General features: G+C 26.7%; 21 protein-coding genes and 1 other RNA gene. 12 read left to right on the forward strand and 10 right to left on the reverse strand.

Annotated elements, in window-relative coordinates; genetic code table 11:
* Positions 1 to 2 precede the first annotated feature (2 nt).
* The gene (locus BT997_RS07055; RefSeq protein WP_072680744.1) at positions 3 to 227 is read right to left on the reverse strand and encodes a DUF1104 domain-containing protein; all 225 of its coding nucleotides are present in this window, start codon (positions 225 to 227) and stop codon (positions 3 to 5) included.
* A 134-nt stretch (positions 228 to 361) separates the two neighbouring features.
* Between BT997_RS07055 and BT997_RS15685 the strand changes: the two genes are divergently transcribed.
* A complete protein-coding gene (locus BT997_RS15685) occupies positions 362 to 1132 on the forward strand; it encodes a hypothetical protein (RefSeq protein WP_258239442.1) in 771 nt (256 codons plus the stop codon).
* A 58-nt stretch (positions 1133 to 1190) separates the two neighbouring features.
* A complete protein-coding gene (locus BT997_RS07065) occupies positions 1191 to 1505 on the forward strand; it encodes a hypothetical protein (protein ID WP_072680745.1) in 315 nt (104 codons plus the stop codon).
* 3 nt (positions 1506 to 1508) lie between these two features.
* Here the strand turns inward: BT997_RS07065 and BT997_RS07070 are convergent, their stop codons facing one another.
* Positions 1509 to 2765, reverse strand: coding sequence for a diguanylate cyclase (locus BT997_RS07070; RefSeq protein WP_174247209.1), 1257 nt, complete (start codon positions 2763 to 2765; stop codon positions 1509 to 1511).
* Positions 2766 to 2898: 133 nt separating this feature from the next.
* On the opposite strand from BT997_RS07070, the gene BT997_RS07075 reads away from it, so the two are divergent.
* The 3 genes from BT997_RS07075 to BT997_RS07085 all read left to right on the forward strand — a co-directional run bounded on the left by BT997_RS07075 (position 2899) and on the right by BT997_RS07085 (position 5911).
* Entirely contained in the window at positions 2899 to 4668 is a 1770-nt protein-coding gene (locus BT997_RS07075) for an ABC transporter ATP-binding protein (RefSeq protein WP_072680746.1), read from the forward strand.
* Between the two features lie 79 nt (positions 4669 to 4747).
* Complete coding sequence (locus tag BT997_RS07080) at positions 4748 to 5374, forward strand: hypothetical protein (protein ID WP_083568536.1); 627 nt, start codon at positions 4748 to 4750, stop codon at positions 5372 to 5374.
* Between the two features lie 126 nt (positions 5375 to 5500).
* On the forward strand, positions 5501 to 5911 hold the full coding sequence (locus BT997_RS07085; protein WP_072680748.1) for a hypothetical protein: 411 nt from the start codon (positions 5501 to 5503) through the stop codon (positions 5909 to 5911).
* A 43-nt stretch (positions 5912 to 5954) separates the two neighbouring features.
* On the opposite strand, the gene BT997_RS07090 is transcribed toward BT997_RS07085, so the two are convergent.
* From BT997_RS07090 to lolA, 6 genes are all read right to left on the reverse strand, one after another.
* Positions 5955 to 8219, reverse strand: coding sequence for a cache domain-containing protein (locus BT997_RS07090; protein WP_072680749.1), 2265 nt, complete (start codon positions 8217 to 8219; stop codon positions 5955 to 5957).
* A 153-nt stretch (positions 8220 to 8372) separates the two neighbouring features.
* A complete protein-coding gene (locus BT997_RS07095; RefSeq protein WP_072680750.1) occupies positions 8373 to 8570 on the reverse strand; it encodes a DUF2892 domain-containing protein in 198 nt (65 codons plus the stop codon).
* Between the two features lie 76 nt (positions 8571 to 8646).
* A complete protein-coding gene (locus tag BT997_RS07100; protein WP_072680751.1) occupies positions 8647 to 9252 on the reverse strand; it encodes a Crp/Fnr family transcriptional regulator in 606 nt (201 codons plus the stop codon).
* Between the two features lie 48 nt (positions 9253 to 9300).
* Positions 9301 to 9624: RNase P RNA component class A (gene rnpB / locus BT997_RS07105), an RNA gene on the reverse strand.
* 64 nt (positions 9625 to 9688) lie between these two features.
* Positions 9689 to 12577 carry a cache domain-containing protein gene (locus BT997_RS15340; protein WP_083568539.1) on the reverse strand — a complete coding sequence of 963 codons (2889 nt, stop codon included), beginning with the start codon at positions 12575 to 12577 and terminating at the stop codon, positions 9689 to 9691.
* A gap of 95 nt (positions 12578 to 12672) precedes the next feature.
* Entirely contained in the window at positions 12673 to 13200 is a 528-nt protein-coding gene (lolA, locus tag BT997_RS07120; protein ID WP_072680752.1) for a LolA-like outer membrane lipoprotein chaperone, read from the reverse strand.
* A gap of 98 nt (positions 13201 to 13298) precedes the next feature.
* Between lolA and secA the strand changes: the two genes are divergently transcribed.
* Together secA and BT997_RS07130 are read left to right on the forward strand one after the other, a co-directional pair.
* Complete coding sequence (gene secA / locus BT997_RS07125) at positions 13299 to 15917, forward strand: preprotein translocase subunit SecA (protein WP_072680753.1); 2619 nt, start codon at positions 13299 to 13301, stop codon at positions 15915 to 15917.
* A 1-nt stretch (position 15918) separates the two neighbouring features.
* Positions 15919 to 17124 (forward strand): ABC transporter permease, encoded by a 1206-nt coding sequence (locus BT997_RS07130; RefSeq protein WP_072680754.1) that lies wholly within the window; start codon positions 15919 to 15921, stop codon positions 17122 to 17124.
* 7 nt (positions 17125 to 17131) lie between these two features.
* Here the strand turns inward: BT997_RS07130 and BT997_RS07135 are convergent, their stop codons facing one another.
* Complete coding sequence (locus BT997_RS07135; RefSeq protein WP_174247210.1) at positions 17132 to 19966, reverse strand: AsmA-like C-terminal domain-containing protein; 2835 nt, start codon at positions 19964 to 19966, stop codon at positions 17132 to 17134.
* 55 nt (positions 19967 to 20021) lie between these two features.
* Here BT997_RS07135 and mltG point away from each other — a divergent pair, with 55 nt between their 5' ends.
* From mltG to BT997_RS07160, 5 genes are all read left to right on the forward strand, one after another.
* Positions 20022 to 21143, forward strand: a complete 1122-nt coding sequence (gene mltG / locus BT997_RS07140) for an endolytic transglycosylase MltG (protein ID WP_072681037.1) — start codon at positions 20022 to 20024, stop codon at positions 21141 to 21143.
* 119 nt (positions 21144 to 21262) lie between these two features.
* Entirely contained in the window at positions 21263 to 23455 is a 2193-nt protein-coding gene (locus BT997_RS07145) for an NADP-dependent isocitrate dehydrogenase (RefSeq protein WP_072680756.1), read from the forward strand.
* A 135-nt stretch (positions 23456 to 23590) separates the two neighbouring features.
* Positions 23591 to 24538 (forward strand): malate dehydrogenase, encoded by a 948-nt coding sequence (locus BT997_RS07150; protein WP_072680757.1) that lies wholly within the window; start codon positions 23591 to 23593, stop codon positions 24536 to 24538.
* 85 nt (positions 24539 to 24623) lie between these two features.
* On the forward strand, positions 24624 to 24920 hold the full coding sequence (locus BT997_RS07155) for a heavy-metal-associated domain-containing protein (RefSeq protein WP_072680758.1): 297 nt from the start codon (positions 24624 to 24626) through the stop codon (positions 24918 to 24920).
* 69 nt (positions 24921 to 24989) lie between these two features.
* Positions 24990 to 25634, forward strand: a complete 645-nt coding sequence (locus BT997_RS07160) for a hypothetical protein (RefSeq protein ID WP_072680759.1) — start codon at positions 24990 to 24992, stop codon at positions 25632 to 25634.
* 5 nt (positions 25635 to 25639) lie between these two features.
* Here the strand turns inward: BT997_RS07160 and BT997_RS07165 are convergent, their stop codons facing one another.
* Positions 25640 to 26704 carry an ADP-ribosylglycohydrolase family protein gene (locus BT997_RS07165; protein WP_072680760.1) on the reverse strand — a complete coding sequence of 355 codons (1065 nt, stop codon included), beginning with the start codon at positions 26702 to 26704 and terminating at the stop codon, positions 25640 to 25642.
* Positions 26705 to 26839: the final 135 nt, after the last annotated feature.

Genomic DNA, 26839 nt, shown 5'->3' on the forward strand with positions numbered 1-26839 from the left:
ATTTATTTATTCTTTAATTTTTCTAAATTTTGTTCATACTTTGCTTTTTCTGTAGGATTCATAGTAGGAACTCTTTGTTTTAGTTCATTCTTGAATTTTTTTTCATTTTTCTTTTCAACATATCCCATAATTGCTATAAGTTCTTGGGTACTCATTTCTGTATAGTCTACTGCAAAAAGTGGCGAAAAAAATAGAGTAATTAAAAAAATAGTTAAAATCTTTCTCATATATAATCTCTTCAAATAATTTTTATTATAATACCATAAAAATTGTAGAATAATCGTAAATTTAGGCGATTAACCTATAGTAAATTTTAAAATAAGTATAATTCAAGCCTTTGAAATTATTTACTAGGATTAAAATGAAACCCGTTGGGAAACTATTCAACAAAGTTCCTTATTTAGTAAGAGATATACATAGCAAATATAAAAGTATACATGAAGTTGAAGAAGTAATAAGTGACTTTATGTCTTATTATATGTTAACAATTGATAATCTAATTGATGTATTTTCAAATAATAGAGATAACATATCAAACTTTCATATTAAAGTTAATACAAAAATGCCTGAAGAGAGTGTTTATGTAGATTTTCACAACGATGAATTAGATATTACATTTGAAGAATCTAAAGATAATAAAACAATTAATAAAAAAGTTAATTCACTTATAATTATTGATACTTTGAAACAAGAAGAAGAGTACCAACTAATAGAAGTTTTTGACGAAATCATGGGATGTGATGGGAAAAAACTTTTTATCTCATTTACAAAAGAAAAATTAAAACTATTTGATCCTAAATCAAAACATTATAATTATAGAAAAATATTAATAGAAAAAAAAGAGTATTTAGAAAATATTAGCAATCAATTTTCTATTTCTTGTGAAGAAGTTTATCAAGAGCTATATCCAAACATTGTAAAAGCTGTTTGTAAAGACTTAAATATAACATATAAAGTTTTAGCACAAGAGATTGGATATAAAGCAGATACTATAAATAAAGCTGCCTCAACAAATAAAATTAGTGAACAAATTTATAGAGCTATTGAAATGTACTTAGAAAATCTTAGATTAAAAGAAGAATTAAAAGATTTTGAAACGATGAGAATGACACTAAGAAAAATTTTGGTTTAATTTTTAATAAACAATATTTATATTAAAATCCAGAACACAAAAATAAAAAGAGAGAATGATGAAAAGTAAGGGAAACATATTTACAGAGAATAAGACTATTATATTTACAATTTTAGCTATATTTCTATTATCAGGTTGTTTTGGTGGAGGTAGCGGAGAGCAAGAGTGGACTTCGTTAATCTATCCAGATAAAACAAATAGTAAAAGAAATAAAAAACATGGTATTTATACTACTTTAGAAGAGTGTAAAAAAGCTTCTTTAGAAGAGTTAAGTAAATTAGGACTAAAAGATAGAGGTGATTATCAATGTGGTTTAAATTGTAGTTACCATGAAGGTATGAAACTAGATATCTGTGAAAAAATGAGTAAGTAATTCTTACTCGTTTGAAATAACTACCTTATTTCTTCCACTATTTTTTGCCTCATATAAGGCTTTATCACTTCTTAAAATCGTTTCATTATGATTAGCACTTCTTAAATCACTTAACCCAAAACTTGAGGTAAGTTTAATTGAACTAGGGAAATTATAGTTTTCTATTTCAGTTCTTAAGAAATCAATTATATTGTAAGCATTTTTAATATCTGTATTTAAGATAATCAAAAACTCTTCACCACCCCATCTAAAAGCATAATCTGTACTTCTTATTCTTGAATGTATTAATTTTGCAAACTCTTTTAATACAATATCACCTATTGCATGTCCATAATTATCATTAATACTTTTAAAATAATCAATATCTGCTAATACGAAAGTGTAGTCATTATTGTTTTTTACATAATTTAGTAACACTTTTTGAATAATTTTTTCAAAACCATTTCTATTATATAAACCTGTTAACTGATCTTTTAACGCCAAATTTGTTAAGTGTACTTCATTTTTTAATTCATTAGAAATATCTCGTCCTACAATTAAATATCCATGTTTCTTCTCATCAACAATAATCGGAGTTATCGTTTGTTTATCATAATATAAGGTACCATTTTTATGCTCATTGATGAATACTGCATCAAAAGGAACATTTTTTTCTAAATTTATCCATAAAGAATTATAAAACTTACTATCATGTTTTCCTGATTTTAGTATACTCGGGTTATTTCCTATTAATTCTTCTTTTGAATAACCAGAACGTCTAATATAAGATTCATTAACAAAAGTATAATTTCCATCTAAATCTGTAACAGCAACATGCTCAACGGCTTGCTGAATTGATAATTTAAATATTTCTTCATTTACTTTTTCTTTTACTTTTTCAGACACATCCCTTTGAATTGCCATAAAATATTTAACTTCACCATCTTCTTTAATAGGCGAAATATTCCATTCTACATAATATTCACTACCATCTTTTTTATAATTAACAGTAGTACCTTCAAAAAACTCACCTTTTTCAAGGCATGATTTTAAATAATCAAGTACTTTTCTTTGAGTTCTTTTCCCTTGGAGTATTCTAGGACTCTTTCCATAAAGTTCTTCAAATTTATAACCTGATAAACTTACGAAAGCATTATTACAATATAATATTTTAGGATGCGGTTTATCTAACTTTGCAGTAGTTATTACAATAGGATTATATGAGTTTTCTACAATAGTTTGTATTTGTTCTGAAATTAGGTTATTCATATCTTTTTTCAAACTCATCCTCTTAAATAATAATTTTCTAGAATTATACCATAAAAAAATAATTTTATAAAATTTAAGATAGGCTATCTTATATTGATTAATAAGAATACCTTATAAAATAAAATAATATAAATAAGTGAAAAATATGAATAAAATAAATATCCAATATATATGGAAACTTTTATTAGATAAGAAAAAGAATTTAATTTTAGGACAAGTTGTAACAATAATAGCTATTGTTTTAAGTGTTCCTATTCCTTTGATGTTACCAGCTCTCGTTGATGAAGTATTATTAGATAAGCCTAATTTTTTTATAAATACAATAAATAATTTTATTGGTTTAGGAAATGCTTTTTATTATATTACAATTGTAACAATTGCAGTCATACTATTAAGAGTTATTTATTTTGTATTTACAGTGATTATTACAAAAATATTTACTAGTATTTCAAAATACGTTACATTTAAAATAAGAGAAAAACTAATTAATCATCTAAAAATTGTATGTATGAATGAATATGAAAGCTTAGGTAGTGGAGCAATTGCAGCAAATTTAATCACAGATGTTAATACACTTGATAATTTTATTATTACAGGAGCAAGTAAGTTTGTTGCATCAATATTAACACTTTTTGCAGTTTCTATAGTGATGATATTAATACACCCTATTTTAGGGATTATGATTCTATTAATCCAACCTATTATAATGCTTTTATCAAAAAAAATATCAAAACAAGTTGGTACCTTAAAAAAAGAAGAAAACCAATCAATTGAAGAGTTTCAAGATAATATTGGTGAATCTCTAGAACTATTTGGTCAAATCAAAGCAAGTAATAAAGAAAACTACTTTTTTAATAATTCTATTAACAAAGCAAGAAATATTCAAGAAACTTCAAATGAATATACTTATAAAAGTGTTGCTTATGAAAGATTCTCTTTTACTATATTCTTAATTGCTTTTGAAATATTAAGGGCAAGCGGTTTAATTATGGTTGCATATAGTGATTTAAGTATTGGTATGATGTTCGCAATGTTTGGATATATTTGGTTTATAATGACTCCAGTTCAAGATATACTATCAATGCAATACTCATATACAACAGCAAATGCAGCAATAAAAAGAATAAATAAAATACTTGAATTAAATACTGAAGAAAATGGTCAAAAATTAATTGAAAATATAGACACTGGAATAAATATAGAATTGAAAGATATGAATTTTTCATATAAAAAAGATAAACCTATTTTAAAAAATATTACTTTACAAATAAAGCCTGCTGAAAAAATTGCCTTTATTGGAGCAAGTGGAAGTGGAAAAACCACCCTTGCTCAAATTATTGCTGGATTTTATACAAAAGACTCAGGTGATATAAAATATAACAATACAAGTATTGATAATATAAATAAAGAGAGTCTAAGAGAAAATTTATTTTTAGTACTTCAAATGCCAATACTATTTAATAATAACCTCAGATTTAATATTACAATGGGAAATGAAAATATAAGTGATGAAGAGATATTTAAAGCATTAGAAATAGCCCAACTAAAAGAGACTATCTTAAATATGCCAGAAAAACTGGAAACTATAGTTGGACGACATGGTATTAGATTAAGTGGTGGACAAAGACAACGATTATCAATAGCACGAATGATAATAGCAAACCCAGCTGTAGTAATTTTTGATGAATCTACTTCTGCTTTAGATGTACATACAGAAGCTAAGCTTTTCAATGCTCTTCTACCAATATTAGAAGATAAAACAGTAATAACAATTGCTCATAGATTAAGTACAGTTAAAAATGCAAATAGAATTTATGTACTAAATGAAGGAGAAATAGTACAAAGTGGAACACATGAAACTCTTGAAGCAGAAGAAGGTCACTATTTAGAGTTTATAAAACCACAACTTATATAAAGGATTTCAAATTATTTATTATATTACATTAAATGATTTAAATAATGAAACTGTTCTAAATGAATATATTTATCCAAATATGGAAGAGAACTACTATTGGAGTGATGATTTTTCAAGTGAATTTTATATAAAAGCTGCACAATGTGGTTTTATTACTACTTCAATGTATAAAGACAACGAGTTTTTTCTTTTGCCTGAGATGCAATTTGATTATGCAGTAATGGATTTTAAAAATATTAAAATACCTAAAAAAGTATCAAGATTGTTAAAAGAAGATAACTATAAATTTACAATAAATGAAAAGTTTGATGAAGTATTAGAGAAAATTAAAAACTATCATGAAGAATCATGGCTTAAAGATGAATACATAAATATATTAAAAAAGATAAAAAAAGATAATATAAATTACAATAATTTTAAACTTATAAGTGTAGAAGTTAGTGAAAAAGTGTCAAATTTGTTGATTTCTGGTGAAATTGGTTACCAGGTGGGTAATATTTATACATCTTTGACTGGATTTACCACAAAAGAGAAAAAATATAACAATTGGGGTAAGTTGCAACTAGTTTTACTAAATTCATATTTAGAAGAAAATGACTATAGTTTCTGGAATCTTGGGCATCCTCAGCTATTATATAAGTTAGATTTAGGTGCCACTATTTACACAAGAGAAGAGTTTATAAAGAGATGGAATAGTAAAAAATAAATAATTTTTAAGGCATAAAAAAATTATTTATTAAAAATCTATTAAGAATTGTCTCACAATTGACTCATTTTAAAGTTTTTTTATAATTATGTGTGTTATAATACAAATAAAAAGCGAGAAAAGATTATGAGCAGCAATGTAACAATTGATTTAACTAAAGATATGCAAAAGTTTTTAAACAGCAAATCTAAAGAGTATAAGTTATCTATTGAAGATACTTTAAAAGAAATTCTAAGTCAACAAATTAACAGTAGAATTGATTTAGGAAAAGGTTTTTATTACGATAAAGTTCTAAAAAAAGTTTTTGATAAAAAGAATGTTGATACATGTTTAACAAAAACACAAATGAATATTTTTCATACTATTTTAAATAGTCAAGGTACTATCGTTGATGTAGATACTATTAAAAAGAATGCATGGAAAGATAAAAATACATCTATTTTTACTCTTAGAAATATGATTAAACAAATTAGAGATAAAACTTATTATGGACTAATTAAGAGTCATTCTAGTAGAGGTTACTCTGCTGGATTTTAATATAATATAAATTTAGACACATTCTGTGTCTAAATTTATCTCTCTATTTTATAGGTAATACTATTTTAATCAATGCTCCTGCATACTTTTTATCATTATAAATATATTCACTATTTTTCATTTTTATAGTTCCATTCATATGCCGAGTAATAATCTCTTTACACATATATAGCCCTATTCCTGTCCCCATACTTTTGTGTTTAGTTGTAAAATATGGTTCAAAAACCCTATGTATAATGCTATCTGGAACTCCACCTGCATTATCTTTTATTTTTATTTCAAGATTGTTATTCGTAATAGAAGCATCAATAAATATGTATCTTTTTTCTGATTGATTAGAAAGTAAAGCATCTCTAGAATTATTAATTATATTAATTAAAACTTGAATTAATTCATTTTCAAGTCCATATATTTCAATATCTTCAACATTTTCAATAATCTCAATCTCTTTATTATTAAACTGAGATGTTAATAAACTAATTGTTTTTCTTATCACAGTTTTTATACTAAATTCATCTTTATTATTGTTTGGATTAAAGAAGTTTCTAAAATCTTCAATTGTTTGAGATAAATATTGAGCTGTATCATTTATTTTATCCATCGAACTAATAAAATCTTCATCAGATAAAGCATCAATCTCTTTTCTAATTCTCAATCCAGTAGAAGCACTTGAAATGACGCATAGAGGTTGTCTCCACTGATGAGCTATATTCCCTATCATTTCACCCATTGAAGCCATTTTTGATTGTTGATATAACATCTCTTCTTTCTCTTTTTTCTCTTCTTCTAAAAGCTTGTTTTGTGTTATATCTTGAATTGTCCCCACTAAAGTATTTGTCTGTTTATCTAATTTCCCTCGACAATCTATCCATCTGATTTCATTATTTGGCCGATATATTCTATAAACACTTTGATGTTTAGAATTTTTTTCTATAGCATTTGATATAGATTCTTCAAAACAAGCAATATCATCTTTATGCATAATACTCTTTAAAAATACAGGACCAATATCTTTTGGGTATTCTTCTAGTCCAAAAATGTTAAGCATTTCATCAGACCAATAGATATTATTGTTAGTTAAATCAACTTCCCAATTTCCAATATGTGCAATTTTCTGTGCTTTTAGCAATAAATTCTTTTGTTTTGTATTCTCATCAATATGTTCATTAATACTTTTTTTATAATTAAAAAAATATGATTGCAAAAGTTTAGATATAGAAAATGATAAAATCAATAATAAAAACATTAAACCTAAAGAAATAACTATAATTTTTTTAATATTGTTATTTAATCTCTTTTCTAACTCTTTTTGTTTTTTTATAATAGATTCTCTCATATCTTCATAGTAAAAACCAGTACCAATTATCCATTCCCATTTATCGATTCTTTTTATATATGAAGTCTTTTCCGTATGGTTCTGTGTAATATCTAAAGAATATGTTAAAAAGTTATCTCCATTTTTTATTGTTTCTAACATTCGATTAAAAATTTTTTTATTATATTTAACTAAATTATTTGTATTTATTAATTCTTTTTCTTTGTGACTTAAAGTAACTCCACCAAAACTTAAAACAAAAACATATCCATTATTTGAATATCGTAATAAATTTATATATTGAAGAAGTTCTTTTTTAATTTTCTTTTCAAAAGTATCTACATACTCCCCTGTTCCAATAAACCAGTTATATGGTTCAAAATTTTTAATATATCCAATCTTTTTATACTGATTTTTCTTGTCACTTGGTTTATACCAATACCAACTATAAAAAGTTTCATCTTTTTGCTTTAGAAGTTTATGCATTTCTCTTATTATATAAACACCTCTAGCATCTTGGACATTATAAGAATTTCGTCCTTCTAGCTTAGGCATAATTGGATGCATTGTATTTGCAAATATAGATTTATCATGAATAAAAAAGTACCCTCTACCATTGTTAAACCTAATATCTCTTATGGCATCTTTTATTAATTTTTTTACTTCATCTTCTGTTTTATCTCTATTATTATCATAAATTGATGTAGCTATTTGATGAGCTAATTGAATATTTTCTTTTAAATTATTTTTTAATTTTGTTTCTGTACTCTCTTTTTCGTTAAGTATATAATTATAAAGATTTTCTATTTGATCTTTTATAATCTTTTTATTATTTTCAATAAAATTTTGTTCAATATTATTCTTCTCTTGATTTATTATATTTTGATTATCTAAATATAGGAAAAAAATAACGAGAAAACCCATTGTTAAGATAAAAATCGGAGGTGAGAATTTAATAATATTTAAAATTCTTTTTTCATTTTTAAAATTCATATTAACCTTTTAGAAACATCATTATATGTGATAATATTTTAACACAGTAAAAATTAATCTAGAGGTAAAAATAAGAGAAATGTTATTTTTATTTGATTGTTATTAGAAAAAATATTATGTAGTATAGATAAATATTTCTATACTACATAATTTTTATAAGTCACACTCTTTTTTAGAGCATGTATTTATTTTTAGAGGGCAATAAAGTGGACACCAAGATATAAGTGCAGTGAAAATAGGTATCACTCCTATTAGCCCTAACCAGCTGTTATTTATTACACCAAAAACAATAATCACAATACCAATAATTATTCGTAAAGTTCTATCTACTTTTCCTAAGTTTTTATTCATTCTTTATCCTTTTTATTAAATGTATAAAGAATGATATAAAAATTAAAAAATAATTTCTGCAACCTATGTTACATAACTAAAGTATTTCTATTTTTTTTCTATGAAGTTTTATAAAATTTTTATTTTCAAGATCTTTTAGAACTCTACTTATAACTACCCTTGAAGTATTTAATTCTAACCCTAATTCTTCATGTGTTATTTGAACTATCTTTTCATCTCTTTTTTCTAGATATTCTAAAACCCTTGTATCAAGTCGCTTAAACTTAATATCTTCAATAAGTGTAGTTAGCGCATTAAATTTTAATGAAAAAAGAGAAAATATATATTCTTGATAAGTAGAAGACCTAATCATCAATTGTTTAAATATATTTTCAGGAATAAGCCATCCTTTGATAGCTGTAACAGTTTGAGCAGTAGCTATTGCTTCAGAATTTGATAAAGTGCTAGAAGTGTTAATAATACACTGTTCCCCTTTTTTTATATCATATAAAGAAACAATATCATTTAAATCACCATATATTACAAGTTTTACTTTCCCTTCATCTAAAAGTAAAATATCTTTACAAATATCACCTTGATAAAAAAGAGTATAATTCTCTGGAAGCTCTATATACTTTGCATTTGATAATAAAAAGTCTTTATCTTCAACTGATAGTTTTTCAAAAAACTCAAACTCTACCATTTTAATCTCCAAGACAAAATTTTATTTTTTAAAGACAATAAGATATAGATTTTAGGTACACCATAAGCCGCGTTTTGTTTTTGATAATAATTTATCTAGTTGCTAAATTACTTTAACAATCATGCGAAGGGCATCTATTGTGAAGTTTATACCACCCCTTCTTGCTGCAGGTTGGGTTTACATAGCCATTAAGATTGCTCAAAATGCTGGTAGGCTCTTACTCTACCGTTTCACCCTTACCACCTAAGTGGCGGTTTACTTTCTGTTGCACTATCCCTTAGATTACTCTAGCCATTCTTTAAATGGAACCATACTTCACAGCAGCCCGGACTTTCCTCTTGTAAAATTACAAGCTATTATCTGTTGTACCTAAAACGCAATTATAATTCATATATACTAAAATCTAAATCAAAAAGTAAATACTTTTTGAAATTTCTTACTCAGAGATAAGTTTTGGTTCACCTAAATAAAAACCTTGAGAATAGTCTATTCCCATTTCAGTTACAATATCATGAATCTCTTTAGAGTGTACAAACTCTGCTATTGTTTTCATTTTTAATTTTTTTGCAAAATCTACTATTAACTGTGTCACGACTTTTGCATTTTCGTCATGATCTAAATATCTAATCATAGAACCATCAATTTTTATAAAGTCTACATTTAATTTCATAAGATAATCAAAGTTTGAATAACCTGTTCCAAAATCATCAATTGCTATTTTACAACCTAGATTTTTTACTGTTTCTATAAAATTACTAACTTCCTCATAATTTTCAATACCCTCATCTTCAACAATTTCGAAGATTACCCTATTTAAAGTATTTGGATACTCAATTAGTTTTTCTTTTATTAATTTAACAGTATCTTTATTTAAGATATCTTCTAAAGTCAAATTAATTGAAAAGTCATCACTTCTTTTTGAAAAATAAGCAAAGGCTTTAGTTACAACTCTTTGTGTTATTTGAGTATACATTTTTGATTTCTTTGCAATATTTAAAAACTTAATAGGAGGTACGATATTTCCATCATTATCAATTAATCTAACTAAACATTCATATTTATTTATTGTATTACTATTATTTAAAATAATTGGTTGAGCAAAAACAACAATTTTATCTTCACGAAGCGCTTCTTTTAACTGGTTCGTTGAATTAATATTATTAACAAGAGTATCTTTAATATCTAAGTTTTCATCAAAAAAGATAAAATCTTGAGTCGTATCTTTTGCATGATTTTTTGATATTTCAGCATTTATATAATAATTCTTTTGAAAAGATGCACCGCCAATTAGTTCAACATCTAAATTATTACCATCAATAAGCAAATTAGTTTTGTTAAATTTAGAAAAAAGATCTATACAATAATTTTTAAAATCATGTTCTGTAACTTCACTATTTGATAAGAAAGCAAATTCATCACCTTGAAGTTTATAGAGTTTTATTTTTTTACCTATTACATATTCTCTAAATAATCCTGCCATTTCTTTTAATACTTTATCACCTAAATTAAATCCAAAATACTCATTTATCTCTTTAAATCTTACTATATTAAAAATAGCTAATTTTAGATTATCATCATTTTCTAAATCACTTAAAAGTTCTTGTCTATTTGGTAATTTTGTAAGTAAATCTGTTGTTTGGAATCTTATTTTCTTAGCTTGTTTAATTAAGTTAGTTACATCATATCTAATAGCAATAAACTCTTTTATCTCTGAGTTTATATCTAAAATAGGAACTATTGTAGTTTTTACATAATAGCTAGTACCATCTTTTGCTCTATTTTTTATAACACCTTTCCAAATATTTTTACTTAATATTTTTTCCCACATATTTTTATAAATTGGAGGCTTTACATCTGGATGTCTTACTATTCTATGATTAGTTCCTAATAACTCATCTCTACTATATCCAGAGATATTACAAAATTCGTCATTAACATAAGTTATTACACCATTTTTATCTGTTTTGGAAACAATTGTTCCTGCATCTACAGCTTTTTTATATTCTCCAAGTAATGAACTACTTATTAATACTTCTTTATTTTTTATTAAAATATTTTGCTCTTGTCTTAACTTGGTATCAAGCATCTCATTTATACATTTTGCTAATTCTTGAAACTCCTCAAACTGAAGACTTTTAGATGGAATTTTTCTATTTTCTACATTTACCATTTTAAAGAACTTCACAAAAATAGAAATACTTTTATCAATTTTTTGTGTAAAATATTTACTCAATAAAAATATTGCAAAAATCATAAAAATCAATACTAAAATAGTGTAAAATATCTCTTCTTCTATTATTTTAATTAACTCTTCATGTTTATCATCTATTAAATCATTTAGTTCATTTAAATATCTACCCGTACCAATAATAAGTCCCCATTTTTCATAGGTTGTTATATACGTTAACTTGTCTAAAACCTTTTCTGAACTTCTATGACTCAACTTATATTCAATAAAACCACTTAAATCTTTTTTAGATTTTTCAACAATCGTATTAATAGCAGTTTTTATTTTTTGATTTGTTAAGTCACTTGGACTTTTACCTTCATTTTCTTTATACTTTTTATTTACAAGTGTTTTACCATTTCTATCAACTACAAATATATATCCATCATTTTCATAAGATATATTTCTAATTCTTTTTAATACTTCTTTTTTTAAGTCATCTTCAACTCTAAAAATATAATCAGCAGTACCTACTACAAAATTAAGTGGTTTGATTAATTTAACATAACCATGCTTTTCAGCCTGAATATCAGGTTTATCTGGCCTATAATATGTCCAATCTAAAAAACCTTCATTTTTTGTTTTTCCAATATTAATAAGTTCTTGAATAACTTTTTTTCCACTAACATCAGTATAGTTTTTAAATTTATAAGTGCCTTCAAACTCTGGTTTTAAACCATGTACAATTAGTTTTGCATCTAAATCAAACATAAAGTAATAACCAAAACCATCAAAAAACTTTATCTCTCTTAATGCATTTTTAATAATATCAATAGTTTCTGCTTTAGTTTTAGTATTCTTGTATTTGTTATATATATTTACAGCTATACTTTCAGCTTCATCAACCCTTTCTTTTAAAAGTTCATTAATTCTCTCGTATTTTAAAGAATGGCTATAATCAATTAAAGCAATAACCCTATCTACTTCATTTTTAATCTTTTGTTTTTCATTTTTTATATATTCAATTTTTTGTTTTTCTAAATTTTGATTAAATTTTCTATAGTCATAACCTATCCAAGTTGCACCAATAATAAAAATAGAAAGAACTGTGATAAATAAAATAGTATAAGAAATAGACTTTGATAATTTGTAAGACATAATATTCCTCCAAGAACGTGAAATATTATAATATATAATATTATAGGTTTATAATATAATATTATACCTTAACTATTTAAGACTTACTTAAATAGTTATTTTTTTATAATATCATAATGTTCTGGGGGTAGAAAAGTAAATATATCATCAGAAATTTCAATATTTTGATTAGGATTATCAAAATTAATAGAAACTTTATTTTCTAACTGATCTACATATGAAAGAGATTTTATTTTATCATTTTCTAAAAAAATAATATATTTTATACTATATAACTCTGCTTCAAATTTATTATTCTCAACTTTTTTCGCATCTTTTAGAAGTTTTACTATATCAATACTGTTTTCTAATGTTGTATAAATAGCTTGTTCTAACTCTGGTTCATCAACAATTGCTATATTATCAAGAACATAAACATTTTTAATAATAGGAGTTTCATACTTCCATAAAACTTTGCCGCTATTCTTAATAAATACCTTTCCTTTATATTCAATTGTTTTATTTGCTTCATTTGTAACTGATTGAATAAATTCTGCTTCAAAACTCTTTAAATTTTCTAATTGTGAAGAAGCAAATACGTTTGAAAAAAACATCATAACTAATACTAAAAATCTATAAACCATATTTTAACCTTAATTTTTATATAATCTTGCGATTATAACTAATACCAAATTAAAGTATAAGTATTGTGAAACTGTTTGGTATAAAAGGAATTTATTTTATGATTAATATTTTTTCAAGTATATTTGGAACATCAAATGATAGAGAAGTTAAAAGATATAGAAAAAGAGCAAATGAAATTACTGCTCTAGAGAGCAAGTATGAAGCTTTAAATGATGAAGAATTAAAACTTTCTTTTGAAGAATTAAAAAAACAAGTGCAAAGTGAAGAAAAAGCTCTTAGTGACGTATTAACGGAATCTTTTGCTATTACAAGAGAAGCTAGTAAAAGAACATTAAACATGAGACACTATGATGTACAACTTATTGGTGGTATGGTTTTAAACGACGGTAGAATTGCTGAAATGAAAACAGGTGAAGGTAAAACTTTAGTTGCTACATTACCTGTTATATTAAATGCAATGACTGGAAAAGGTGTACATGTTGTTACTGTAAATGATTATTTAGCAAGCAGAGATGCAAAAGAATTAGAACCTTTATATAACTTTCTAGGCTTCCAAGTTGGTGCATTAATTGGTAGTTTAAAAGATGATGGTGAAAGAAAAGAACAATATTTAGCAGATATCACTTATGGAACAAACAATGAATTTGGTTTTGATTATCTAAGAGATAACATGCATTATGATTTAGAAGAAAAAGTTCAAAGAGAACATAACTTTGTAATTGTTGATGAAGTTGACTCAATTTTAATTGATGAAGCAAGAACTCCACTTATTATTTCAGGACCTACAAACCATAAAAGCGCAGATTATGCTAAATCAAATCAGATTGCATTAGCCTTAGAAAAAGGTGAAGTTATTGAACCTAAATCAGCAGAAGAAAAACCATATTCTACTGGTGATTTCACAGTTGATGAAAAAAACAAAGCAGTTTTAATTACAGAACAAGGTATTGAAAAAGCAGAAAAATTATATGAAGTAGATAACTTATATTCTTTAGAAAATGCAATGTATTCTCATCACCTTGACCAAGCTTTAAAAGCGAACTATATATTTGAAAAAGATGTTGACTATGTTGTAAAAGACAATGAAGTAATCATTGTAGATGAATTTACAGGAAGATTAAGTGAAGGTAGAAGATTTAGTGAAGGTCTACACCAAGCACTTGAAGCAAAAGAAAGCGTTACTATTCAAGATGAATCACAAACATTAGCAGATATTACATTTCAGAACTACTTTAGAATGTATGGTAAATTAGCAGGTATGACTGGTACTGCACAAACAGAAGCAACAGAGTTTGCAGAAATTTATAACTTAGATGTTGTTTCTATTCCTACAAATGTTCCTGTTACTAGACTTGACAGAAATGATTTAATTTACAAAAGTGAAAGAGAAAAATTTGAAGCTGTTAGTAAAAAAATCAAAGAATACAACGAAAAAGGTCAACCAGTATTAGTTGGTACTGCTTCTATTGAAAAGTCAGAACATTTACATAACTTATTAACAAAAGCAAAAATTCCACATACAGTATTAAATGCTAAACAACACGAAAAAGAAGGAAAGATTGTAGAAGATGCTGGGCAAAAAGGTGCAGTAACTATTGCTACAAATATGGCTGGACGGGGTGTTGATATTAAACTTACTGAAGAAACACTTTCACTTGGTGGATTAGCGATTATAGGAACTGAAAGACATGAATCAAGAAGAATTGATAATCAGTTAAGAGGTCGTTCTGGTAGACAAGGTGATATTGGTGAATCTCAATTTTATTTATCATTAGAAGATAATTTACTTAGAATTTTTGGTTCAGATAAAATCAAAGGTATTATGGAAAGAATTGGTATTGAAGAAGGTGAACATATCGAATCAAAGATGGTTACAAGAGCTGTTGAAAATGCACAGAAAAAAGTTGAAACTATGCACTTTGAGAGTAGAAAGCACTTACTTGAATATGATGATGTAGCAAATAAACAAAGAAAAGTAATCTATGCATTTAGAAATGACTTATTAGATCCAGAATATGACATCATGTCAAAATTAGATGAAAATAGATTAGAATATATTCAAGATTTATTAGCAAATGCAGAAATAATTGAAGGAATGCCTTCAGAAGATTATAATTATGAATTTATTATTACAAAATTCAAAGAAGAATTAAACTTAATCATTACACAAGAAGATATAACTTCAGAAGATTATGATGCATTAGAACAAAAACTTGTTTCTATTATTAAAGAAGTATATGAAGAAAAGATGGGAGTTGCTGCACCTGAGCAAAAAAGTGAAATCGAAAGAGTATTATACTTACAAATTTTAGATAATGCTTGGAGAGAACATTTATATTCAATGGACACATTAAAAGCAGGTATTGGGCTTAGAGGTTATAACCAAAAAGATCCACTTGTTGAGTATAAAAAAGAATCTTATAACATGTTTATTGATTTAATTGGAAATATTAAAAATGAAATTATAAAAGTATTATTTACTGTTCAACTTCAAAGTAATGATGATGCACAAAAAGAGCAAGAAGCTTTAGCAAAAATGAAAGCAGAGATGGAAGAAGCTACTGAAAACTTAGTTACAAACTTAGATCAAGAAGCAATAGCATCAAGTGAAAAGAAAATTGCTAGAAATGAGCCTTGTCCTTGTGGAAGTGGTAAAAAATATAAACAATGTTGTGGAAAAAGTGGACCCAAAAGAGGTTTAGCTGCAGGAAACTAGTTTGAATAAAAAATTAGTAAACTTTATTGTCAAAAAATATCTAAAATTTGACAAAAAAAATCCATTTATATCTATAAGTGCTATTTTAGCATTTGTAGGTGTAGCTGTTGGAGTAATGGTACTTATTGTTACTATGGCTATCATGAATGGTACTGCAAAAGAGTTTGAAAAAAAACTTTTTACAATGAACTATCCTTTATCTATTTATGCTAAATATGAAAATAGTATAAATACAAAACTTTTAGAAGAATTAGAAGAAAAATTCCCAAATATGAAATTCTCTCCTTATTTATCTTCTCAAGTTATTATTCAAAGTGGTGATAATATGGGTGGTGGTATGATTTTTGGAGTTGACCCTAAAAAAGAATCAGAGATAAACTCTATTTATAAAGAAGCTGCAGAAGGTTTAAAGTTATCAAAATACGATATTATCATTGGTGATGGAATTAGACAAAATTTATTTTTAAGAGTTGGAAATAAAGCAACTCTATATTTTACATCAATAAATCCAAGTGGTTTAACAATGATGCCAAAACTTAAAAGATTTACATATAAGAACTCTTTTAAATCTGGTTTGCATGCATATGATAAAGCTTATATTTACACTTCAATTGAAGCCTTACAAACACTTTTAAAAAAAGAAAAAACAATTTATGATGGTATTCATGTATATTCAGACAATGCAAGAAAAGATATTGTAGAAATAAAAGAATTTTTAAAAGATAAAGGTGCTGGAGTTATTGGTTGGTGGCAACAAAATGGAAACTTCTTTGCTGCAATGGAATTAGAAAAGAAAGCTCTATTTATTGTTTTAATGCTAATAATACTAGTTGCTTCACTAAATATAATATCATCACTTCTAATGACTGTTATGAGCAGAAGAAAAGAGATTGCCCTACTTTTATCTATGGGTGCTTCATATAAAGAAATTAAACAAATATTTTTAAAACTAGGAACTATTATTGGTTTCTCTGGAATTATTGTAGGTGTTGGATTAGGTTTCCTTGGAATGTGGATACTAGATACCTTTGATATTATTTCTCTTCCAGCAGATGTTTATGGAACATCAAAACTTCCATTAGAGTTATCAACACTAGATTTTATATCAGTTATTATTGGTGCAGTTATTATTGTACTATTATCTTCTTACTATCCAGCAAAGAAAGCAACAAATATCGATGTAATAGATGTACTAAGAAACGAATAATAAATTTTTATTTATTATCTTTCTTAGTTTCTTCTTCCTCTTCTTTAGCATCTTTTTTATCTATACTTCCACCCAATGTTTCTATTAGTTTTATTGGTGAAGTTATAATTCTTTTTAACAAGTTTACAGGAGCTGTTACACCCTCTTTTGCCAACTCTGTTTTATATTTTGGTTCCTCTAATGTTCCAAAAATTTCAACTTGAGTATCTACTCTTTTTTCATCCCCTAATAATACATAATTTATAACTGGTATTGCACCCACTATCTTTGAATAATCTTTTAAAAATATCAATTTTAGTTTTGAATTTATTTTAGAACTATCAAAATCAATTGTTGCATGACCATCAAAATCAATTCCATTTCCTTTTGTAAAAATCTTATTCATATTTAAATATTTCTTTTCAAAGTTATAAGAAAAATCAATTTTTCCTTCATTTACTCTGTACCCATTTAAATTAAACCCACCATTTGTCGCCATTCCCACAACTGATGGAATAGCTAAAAATGGATTTATTAATGCAGGAGATGTATTTATAAATATAAGTAAATTGTTTAAAATAGCTAAATCAATTATTTTAGTATTAGATAAATCCGCACTACCTATTATCACTCCATCTTTACCATTTGCAGTAAGGTTTACATTTCCATCTTTAATTAACTCTTTACTCATTAAAGCATTTAAAAACTCATCATTCATATTTTTAGCATTTACAAGAATATTTCCAGCTGAATCTTTAAAATACATAAACTTTGTATCTTTATATTTTAAATCTATATCTGTTTTATGATTTTCAAATATAAAATCATATGTAGTTGCCTTTGCAATATATTTTTCATTCATAATAATATTTGAATTTATACCACTAATATAGTAAGCGATCTTAGAATCTTTGTCTTCTTCTATTGTTGTATCATAAAGAACATCATAACCATTTAATTTCATAGTTAACTTTTCTTTTTCTAATTCATATTTTAATTTTAATTTATCATCTTTAGTTTTTATATCTAAAATATCTTTTGCATATGTTCCATATATTGTTAGATTTTTGGCTTGTTTTCCTTTTCTAGCTATTGGTAAATCTAAATCTAAAGCCTCACCTTCAAAACTAATCTTAGAATTCTTTATATGAATGTTTGCCCAAGAAGTTTTATAATTATGTTCATCATCAAATTTTATAATTGAATTCTTTAGTTCCAAGTCAATATTAGGAAACTTTTTAGACTTCGTACTTTTTTTTGTATTATTTTCAAGTACTAAATCAATATTATTAAGTTTTAAAAGTGGATTTAGTTCATCTTTAAATAATATTTCAATATCAGAATCATTTGTTTTGATTGTTGTAGTTTTACCTTTTATATTACCTTTTGCAGATAATTCTTTAATAGCTTTTCCATTTTTTTCAAATGGAAAATTTAAATCTTTTGCATTTACTTTGAAAGAAATATTATCCTCATCAATAATATCTACATTTAAATCACCCTTTTTAATATCAATTGTTTCAAGAAGTTTAGAATAAGGATATACAATACTTAAATCTTTTATATCAACATTTATCTTCTCTTTAGAAATATCTAATTTTGTTTGTAAAGCTTTTAAATCAATCTCTGTATTATTTTTAAAATCAATTTTTAAATCTGTTTTCAAATCATTTATATTTACAACTGAATCTTCTTTTGAGCCTATATCAAAAGAGTTAATTTTTGCACTTCCGTAAGCAGTTGAATTTTTAGTATTAATTGTTAAATCCAAATATGCATCTAGCATATCATTATGAATCATATGTGAGTCTTTTATTACAACATCATTATCTTTTAAAACAACTTTTGCTTTTTTTGCTAAAAATTCGAAATTGTTTAGTCTTAAAACTGCATTTGTCGCATTAAAAGTACCATCAACATCCATTTTTCTAGAAGCTAAATAAGGAATTCTTAAAATCAACCTTGAATCTAGCTTACCACTTTTTTGTCTTAAAGGAAGATTTATTTTATATGCTTTTAGAATTTCAAGGATATCATTGTTTAAGATTGATTTAGTTTTTAAATCAACAACTACTACTCCTTTTTCTAAACTAGTTAAATCTGTAATATAAACTTTACTACCATAAATTTTACTTTTATTGTATGTTGGCTTTTCTAAAGTAAAAGATAACTTATCACCTTTATAATCAATTGTTAATTTTTTAGTATCAACAGGTTTTGCATCTTTATGAAATCTTATTTTTGCATCTTCAATTAAAACCTGCCCTTTTAAAGAATCCATAATAGGCAGTTTTTTATTTAAATCAATTTTTCCATAAAGATAATTTAATTTCATCTTTCCAGTAACATTGTCATACATCCAAGCTTCTGCAACACTATCAAGTCTAAAAAATTTCTTTAAAAATTTAAGTGATTCTATATTTGTTGTACTATTTATATAAAAATCTAAAACATCTTCTGTAAGTTGTACATTTAATTCACCTTCTAAATTGTTATAAGCATATTTTCCAAAAAAGTTTAACATCTTTTTAGAAATGTTTACTTTTGATTTTCCAATTAAAGCAAGTTCTATATCTTTTAAATATATAGAATAAACATCTAATATAACATCTGAAGCTGCAAAATCTAAATCAGCAGATATATTTACAAACTTGTTATCTAAATAAAGATGTTTCTCATTTAATACTATTGTAAATTCATTATCTTTTATTTTTAGTCTTTCAATATCAATTTTTTGAAACACCTTTAAAACTTCTGGCAATTTTTCAATATTTTTTTGAATATCTTCACTTGAGCTTTCAACTTCAGATTTTTTTGATTCAAATATAATCTCTTCAACTTCTACAATGAGTTTTTTATCCAATTTTATATACAATTGCGAAATCGAAAAATTTCCAAAAGAGAATGAATTAATTTTAATGCCAGAAAATAGTGAAAAAACAACAACTAATAAAAAAGTTAATAATAGTATTATAGTAAGTTTGATAATTTTTAACATTATCGAGATGTTCCTTATAGCAAGTATTGTTGTACTGTTTTATGTGAATATACCGTTAAGTTCAACAAAAGTGTTACACATCCCTAAAGGTAGTACTAATAGTATTATAACACATTTAAATAAAACTGGATATGAATTAAATATTATAGATAAATATATAATCGATTATTTAGGTTATCCTCAAGCTGGATGGATTGATTTAAAATCTCAATATATGCTAAAAGGTGATTTTTTATATAAAATTACAAAGTCAAAAGCAGCATTAAAAACAATAACTTTAATTCCTGGTGAAACTTCATATATATTTTTACAACAATTATCAAAGAAATTTAACCTATCTCATGAAAAATTAGAAGACATCTACAATAAATATGCATATAAAGCTGATGGAAATATTATTGCAGATACATATTCTTTACCTTATGGAATGAAAGAAGACCATCTTTTATTTTATCTATTTTCAAATACAAATAAACAATATGAAGAATTCTCTAAAAAGATTTTTGGTTATTATGACAAGAAAAAATGGTACTACTATATAACAATGGCTTCAATTATCCAAAAAGAAGCAGCCTCTATTGATGAAATGCCACTTGTATCATCTGTTATCTATAATAGGTTAAGAAAAGGTATGGCACTACAAATGGATGGCACTTTAAACTATGGTAAATATTCCCATGTAAAAGTTACTGCAAAAAGAATTAGAGAAGACAACTCATCATACAATACATACAAAAATAAAGGACTTCCAGCAAATCCTATTTCAGCAGTTAGTTTAAATGCAATTAAAGCAGCTATTTTTCCTGTAAAAAGTAATTACTTATATTTTGTAAAAGATAATAAAACAGGTCTTCATAAATTTACAAGTACATATAAAGCTCATGTAAATAATATAAATGCAAATAGAGGTGTTAAAAAAAGTTACACTAAAGTAAAAGAAAAAGAGACGAAAATTGATAAAGAAGCTAAAAAAATCATGAAAACAGACGTTTCTAAGCAAAAACCCTCTTCTATTAAAGATTTATGGAATAATGTAAAATAATATTTGTGCATAATTGAAACAGTCACTTTTATGTAACCAAAATAAGAACTATTTTCAATTATCATAAATTTAAATACTGCTATTATATCTCTACTTAAATTACAAACTAGGAAAGAGACATGTCAAAAATCATTTACACTAGAGTTGACGAAGCACCTGCGTTAGCTACTTACTCATTTTTACCAATTATCAAAGCTTTTACAAAGAGTTCTGGTATTGAAATGGTAACAAAAGATATTTCATTATCAGGAAGAATTCTTGCAACTTTTCCAGATAACTTAACTGATGATCAAAAAATTGGTGATCATTTAGCAGAGCTTGGAGAGTTAACTCAAGACCCATCTGTTAATATTGTAAAATTACCAAATATTTCAGCGTCTATTCCACAGTTAAAAGCTGCAATTGCTGAATTACAAGCAAAAGGTTACAATGTACCTAATTATGATGAATCTGACGAAACAATCGCTAGATACTCTAAAATCTTAGGATCTGCTGTTAACCCAGTACTTAGAGAAGGTAACTCAGATAGAAGAGCTCCTGGAGCTGTTAAAAACTACGCTAAAAATAACCCACATAGAATGGGAGCTTGGGCTAAAGATTCTCAAACAGATGTAGCACATATGGATGCTGATGATTTCTATGGTGCAGAATTAGCTACTACTATGACAGAAGCAAATGATGTTAAAATCTCTTTCTTCAATGAAGCAGGAGAAGAAACAGTTCTTAAAGCTTCAACGCCACTAGAAGCTGGTGAAGTTATTGATGCAACTAGAATGAGAGCTGCTGCTTTACAAGAATTCTACCAAAATGCAATTGATGAAGCTAAAAAAAGAGGAATCTTATTATCTTTACATCTTAAAGCAACTATGATGAAAGTTTCTGACCCAATCATGTTTGGATTTGCAGTAAAAGTATATTTCAAAGATTTAATTGCTAAACATGGTGAATTATTTAATTCACTAGGTGTTAACTTCAATAATGGTTTAGGTGACTTATACTCTAAATTAGATCAAGTTAATGCAGATAAAAAAGCAGAAATTGAAGCTGATATTGAAGCAGTATATGCTAAACAACCAAGACTTGCGATGGTAAACTCAGCTAAAGGTATTACAAATTTACACGTACCATCAGATGTAATTATTGATGCATCTATGCCAGCTATGATTAGAGGTGGTGGTAAAATGTGGAATGCTGAAGATAAAGAAGAAGATACTTTAGCAATGATTCCAGATAGATGTTATGCAAGATCTTTCCAAGCAGTTATTGATGATTGTAAAGAAAATGGTGCATTAGACCCTGTTACTATGGGAACAGTTCCAAATGTTGGTCTTATGGCTAAAAAAGCTGAAGAGTATGGTTCACATGACAAAACTTTCCAAGCAGCAGGAAAAGGTACTATCAAAGTTATTGATAAAGATGGAAATAATGTATTTGTATTTGATGTAGAAGAAGGTGATATCTTCAGAATGTGTCAAGCAAAAGATGCTCCAATCCAAGACTGGGTTAAATTAGCAGTTTCTAGAGCTAGATTATCAAATACTCCTGCAATCTTCTGGTTAGATGAAAACAGAGCTCATGATGCAGAAATGATTAAAAAAGTTAATAAATACTTACCAGAACATGATACATCTGGATTAGACATTACTATTGCAGCTCCAGTTGAAGCTACAAAAACTTCAGTTGAAAGAATGAGAAAAGGTTTAGATACTATTTCTGTAACTGGAAATGTTTTAAGAGACTATAACACTGACTTATTCCCAATTTTAGAACTTGGAACATCTGCAAAAATGTTATCAATCGTTCCATTAATGAAAGGTGGAGGATTATTTGAGACTGGTGCTGGTGGTTCTGCTCCTAAACACGTTCAACAATTTACAGAAGAGCAATACCTAAGATGGGATTCATTAGGTGAATTCATGGCTTTAGCTGCATCTTTTGAGCACTTGGCAAATACACAAGACAATGCAAAAGCACAAGTTCTTGCAACTACACTTGATAAAGCAACAGGAACTTTCCTTTTAGAAGATAAATCTCCTTCAAGAAAATTAGGTTCAGTTGATAATAGAGGTTCTCACTTCTACCTAGCAATGTACTGGGCACAAGAATTAGCTAAGCAAACTGACGATGCTGAATTAGCAGCAGAGTTTGCTCCAATTGCCCAAGCAATGACTTCAAATGAAGATAAAATTAATGCTGAATTAGTTGCAGCACATGGTAATGCAGTAGATATCGGTGGATACTACTTACCAAATGATGAGTTAGCATCAGCAGCTATGAGACCATCAGCAACTTTAAACTCAATTATTGACTAATTATCATATAATTGCATAATATAAAAGGTAAGACTTTTTCGTCTTACCTTTTTTTATTTAAAAAATATACAAATAATTTAATTATATTAAAATAAATTTGATATAATTAAACTATTAAAACACAAGGGGTTTATAGTGAACACTAAAAAAGTAGGAATTATTGGAGTAGGAAATGTTGGTTCAACATTAGCTTATACGCTTGCACATAAAGGAATTTGTTCAAATATCGTACTAAAAGATATTAGAGAAAATATAGTTCAAGCAATGGCGTTAGATATCTCACAATCTGCAAATGCTGCAAAATCTCATACAGTAGTAACTGCTGCAACTTCAGGAATAGAACTAAAAGGTTGTGATGTTATTGTTATAACAGCAGGACTTCCAAGAACTCCAGGAATGAGTAGAGATGATCTACTAGTAACAAATGCAAAAATCATGGAAAGTGTTTTAGAGGATGTAAAAGTTTACGCGCCAAAAGCTAAACTTGTAATAGTATCAAATCCTTTAGATGCTATGGTTTATACAGCTTTAAAAGTAACTAACTTTCCAAGAGAGCAAGTTATTGGAATGGCAGGAATCTTAGATAGCGCAAGAATGTCTCACTTTATATTAGAAAAAGTAGGTTATGGTGCAGGACAAATAGAATCTTCTGTTATGGGTGGTCATGGTGATGATATGGTACCACTTCCAAACTACTCTACAGTTGCAGGAGTTGCAATACCAGAATTGTTAAGCAAAAGTGATATTGAAGATATTGTAACAAAAACAAAAAATGGTGGACTTCAAATTGTAAAACTGCTAGAAACTGGTTCAGCTTATTATGCGCCAGCTCATGCAACATCACTTATGGTAGAAGCAATTTTACATAATCAAAGAAAAATCTATCCTTGTGCAGTTATGTTAGATGGAGAATATGATTATGAAAACATTGTTGGTGGAGTACCTGTGATGTTAGGAAGTAATGGAGTTGAAAAAATCATAGAACTAAATCTAAATGAAGAACAAAAAGCACTATTTGCAAACTCAGTTTCATCAGTACAAGAACTAGTAGATACACTAAATACAAAATACTTTCAAAAATAGTTAGGAACTCTCCTAACTATTATCTTTCAACACACCCTCCACATAAATTAGATATAATTAAATCAAATAATACAAAAGGTCAGAAATGATTAAAACATTAGAAGTTTATAATGTAAAATGTGGTGGTTGTGCAAATACATTAACAACTGCTTTAAAAGAAGAATTTGGTGAAGTTACTGTAGATTTAGAGGTTGAACCTAGAAAGATTACTCTTGATATAGAAGATGAAAAAATGGAAGAGTTAAAAGTAAAACTTAGAGGTCTTGGTTATCCTTTGACTACAGATGAATTGAGTGGATTTGATAAAGCTGCTGCAACTGCTAAGAGTTTTGTTAGCTGTGCTGTTGGGAAATTTAATGTTGCTACAAGTAAAGAAAACTAACTAATAATCTTAAATTTTTTATAATTATTTATTGCTAAAATTATTATATTTCTTATTAAAGGATATAATATGAATTTTAGTAATATATTGAAGCACCCTTTAACATCAGTTATTATTGGATTTTTATTAACTGGAATTATTGGAACATTATTAACAGATTATATTCAAAAAAGAGAAAAAGAAATACATCTTCAAAAAGAAGCCTACAATCATGTTAGAGAATTTTCTCAAACTCTAGCATTAAGACTCACAGAAGCAACATACTTAAAGTCAGCATACTTAAGAGCTGTAGAAAAAGAAAAACTTAATAAAAGAAAAGAAGCATATGATAACGCAGTAAGAAAATGGAATATTGAGCTTCTTAAACACTTATTCACATTTAGAGAATATTTTGAATCATATAAAAGAATTTTTATTGAAGATAATATTGAGAAAGATTTAATTCCAATTTTAGTTACAATTGATTCTTGTTTAACAAAAGAGTATGATAATAATACAAATATTGAAAAAGAGACTATAATGTGTTCAATTAAAGATAAAGAAAAAACTCTATCCTCTATAATAACAGCTGCATATACTTGTGGTTATTCAATATCTAATTCATTATTTACTGTAATTAACTTGAACTTAAAAGATAAAAAAGAGATTGAAAAAAATATGAAATTAAATATTTCAAAAGAATGTAATTTATATCTAAATCAATCTAATTTATAAAACAATTAGTTTTTTAATAAAGGCAATTTATTAAGTAACTTCTCACAATACTCCCACTGATCAAGTGAATCCTTCCATTCAGTTGGAATTGCATTCACTCCAAAATAAGCACCTAAAACCATACCAATCATAATCCCCCTAGAAGCGTTATCACCACCAACCATAGCATTAGCCTGTAAAGCTTTTTTTAGACCATCTTCTTTATCTGCATATTTCAAAATAAAATATACACTTCCTGGCAATGTACCTTCAGTTGGACTAGCCTTTCCTACTTTAATAGGTTCACTTCTTCCTACATCCCAAAGTCTTGCCATTGAAGTTAGTGATAAGTCATCACTAAACTGTTCTTTTGATAAATCAGATTCGGGATTTGATTCTTCTTCATATTTTGCAATTGCTTGTCTAACTTTATCTTCAAAAAAACCACCCATTAAAATTGCTACTTCTTCAATAGCTTCTCTTGGTTTAGTTCCATTTATAACTCTAGAAGTAACTCGTGCAAAAAATTCTGCTCCACCTAGAGCATGAGTCTCTCTATGTGTAAACATCACTTTTTTTGCAACGTCTACTAATTCTTCTTCATCTTCATAATATGCATGAGCTGCTACATGTCTTATTGCCGTTGCATTTGAATAACCACCAAGATTTTCAACAGGAACACCTTTTTTTACTTGAGCATAAGTTTCTCTTGTCATTGTACATATCCAAGAGCCCCAAGAGTGTTCTAATCTATTCATCCAATGAGGAAGTATCCTTTTTACATCAAAAGCTCTTGGAGGCTCTGAAATTGTCGCTAAATGCTCAAGAACTAATATATTATAATCTCCATAATCTGTAGTACCACCAGCTTTTTTCCCAGGATGGTAGTTTTGCTCACCCCAACCTATTCCATGAGTCATGCCACCCATCATTTCCCCAGGGCTCATAAACTTTTCAATGGGCTTCTCTCCGTAAGCTTTATAAATTTTTTTTGCATCATATTCATAATGACTTCCTAAACATAAAGCATCAGCAACTATTGCAGAGAAAAAAGAACCTTTTATAGAATTTTGTTTTGATATATTATTCATAATTTATTACCTAATTTTTTAACCCCATTATAACTAGCTATTTTTCAGTTATCCTATTGATTTTAACTATGATAAATTATTTAGATTTTTTTAATTTTTATAAAGATTAATTATAAGAGTGACTTCTAAAGCTTT

Origin of the sequence: Arcobacter sp. LA11 (genome assembly GCF_001895145.1) — a bacterium.
In the GTDB taxonomy this organism is placed as follows: domain Bacteria; phylum Campylobacterota; class Campylobacteria; order Campylobacterales; family Arcobacteraceae; genus Halarcobacter.

What these genes read in the sequence shown, in the direction of transcription:
- BT997_RS07055 (WP_072680744.1), bottom strand. Translation starts at nt 227, where the DNA reads ATGAGAAAGATTTTAACTATTTTTTTAATTACTCTATTTTTTTCGCCA.
- BT997_RS15685 (WP_258239442.1), top strand. Translation starts at nt 362, where the DNA reads ATGAAACCCGTTGGGAAACTATTCAACAAAGTTCCTTATTTAGTAAGA.
- BT997_RS07065 (WP_072680745.1), top strand. Translation starts at nt 1,191, where the DNA reads ATGAAAAGTAAGGGAAACATATTTACAGAGAATAAGACTATTATATTT.
- BT997_RS07075 (WP_072680746.1), top strand. Translation starts at nt 2,899, where the DNA reads ATGAATAAAATAAATATCCAATATATATGGAAACTTTTATTAGATAAG.
- BT997_RS07080 (WP_083568536.1), top strand. Translation starts at nt 4,748, where the DNA reads ATGGAAGAGAACTACTATTGGAGTGATGATTTTTCAAGTGAATTTTAT.
- BT997_RS07085 (WP_072680748.1), top strand. Translation starts at nt 5,501, where the DNA reads ATGAGCAGCAATGTAACAATTGATTTAACTAAAGATATGCAAAAGTTT.
- BT997_RS07090 (WP_072680749.1), bottom strand. Translation starts at nt 8,219, where the DNA reads ATGAATTTTAAAAATGAAAAAAGAATTTTAAATATTATTAAATTCTCA.
- BT997_RS07095 (WP_072680750.1), bottom strand. Translation starts at nt 8,570, where the DNA reads ATGAATAAAAACTTAGGAAAAGTAGATAGAACTTTACGAATAATTATT.
- BT997_RS07100 (WP_072680751.1), bottom strand. Translation starts at nt 9,252, where the DNA reads ATGGTAGAGTTTGAGTTTTTTGAAAAACTATCAGTTGAAGATAAAGAC.
- BT997_RS15340 (WP_083568539.1), bottom strand. Translation starts at nt 12,577, where the DNA reads ATGTCTTACAAATTATCAAAGTCTATTTCTTATACTATTTTATTTATC.
- lolA (WP_072680752.1), bottom strand. Translation starts at nt 13,200, where the DNA reads ATGGTTTATAGATTTTTAGTATTAGTTATGATGTTTTTTTCAAACGTA.
- secA (WP_072680753.1), top strand. Translation starts at nt 13,299, where the DNA reads ATGATTAATATTTTTTCAAGTATATTTGGAACATCAAATGATAGAGAA.
- mltG (WP_072681037.1), top strand. Translation starts at nt 20,022, where the DNA reads ATGCCAGAAAATAGTGAAAAAACAACAACTAATAAAAAAGTTAATAAT.
- BT997_RS07145 (WP_072680756.1), top strand. Translation starts at nt 21,263, where the DNA reads ATGTCAAAAATCATTTACACTAGAGTTGACGAAGCACCTGCGTTAGCT.
- BT997_RS07155 (WP_072680758.1), top strand. Translation starts at nt 24,624, where the DNA reads ATGATTAAAACATTAGAAGTTTATAATGTAAAATGTGGTGGTTGTGCA.
- BT997_RS07160 (WP_072680759.1), top strand. Translation starts at nt 24,990, where the DNA reads ATGAATTTTAGTAATATATTGAAGCACCCTTTAACATCAGTTATTATT.
- BT997_RS07165 (WP_072680760.1), bottom strand. Translation starts at nt 26,704, where the DNA reads ATGAATAATATATCAAAACAAAATTCTATAAAAGGTTCTTTTTTCTCT.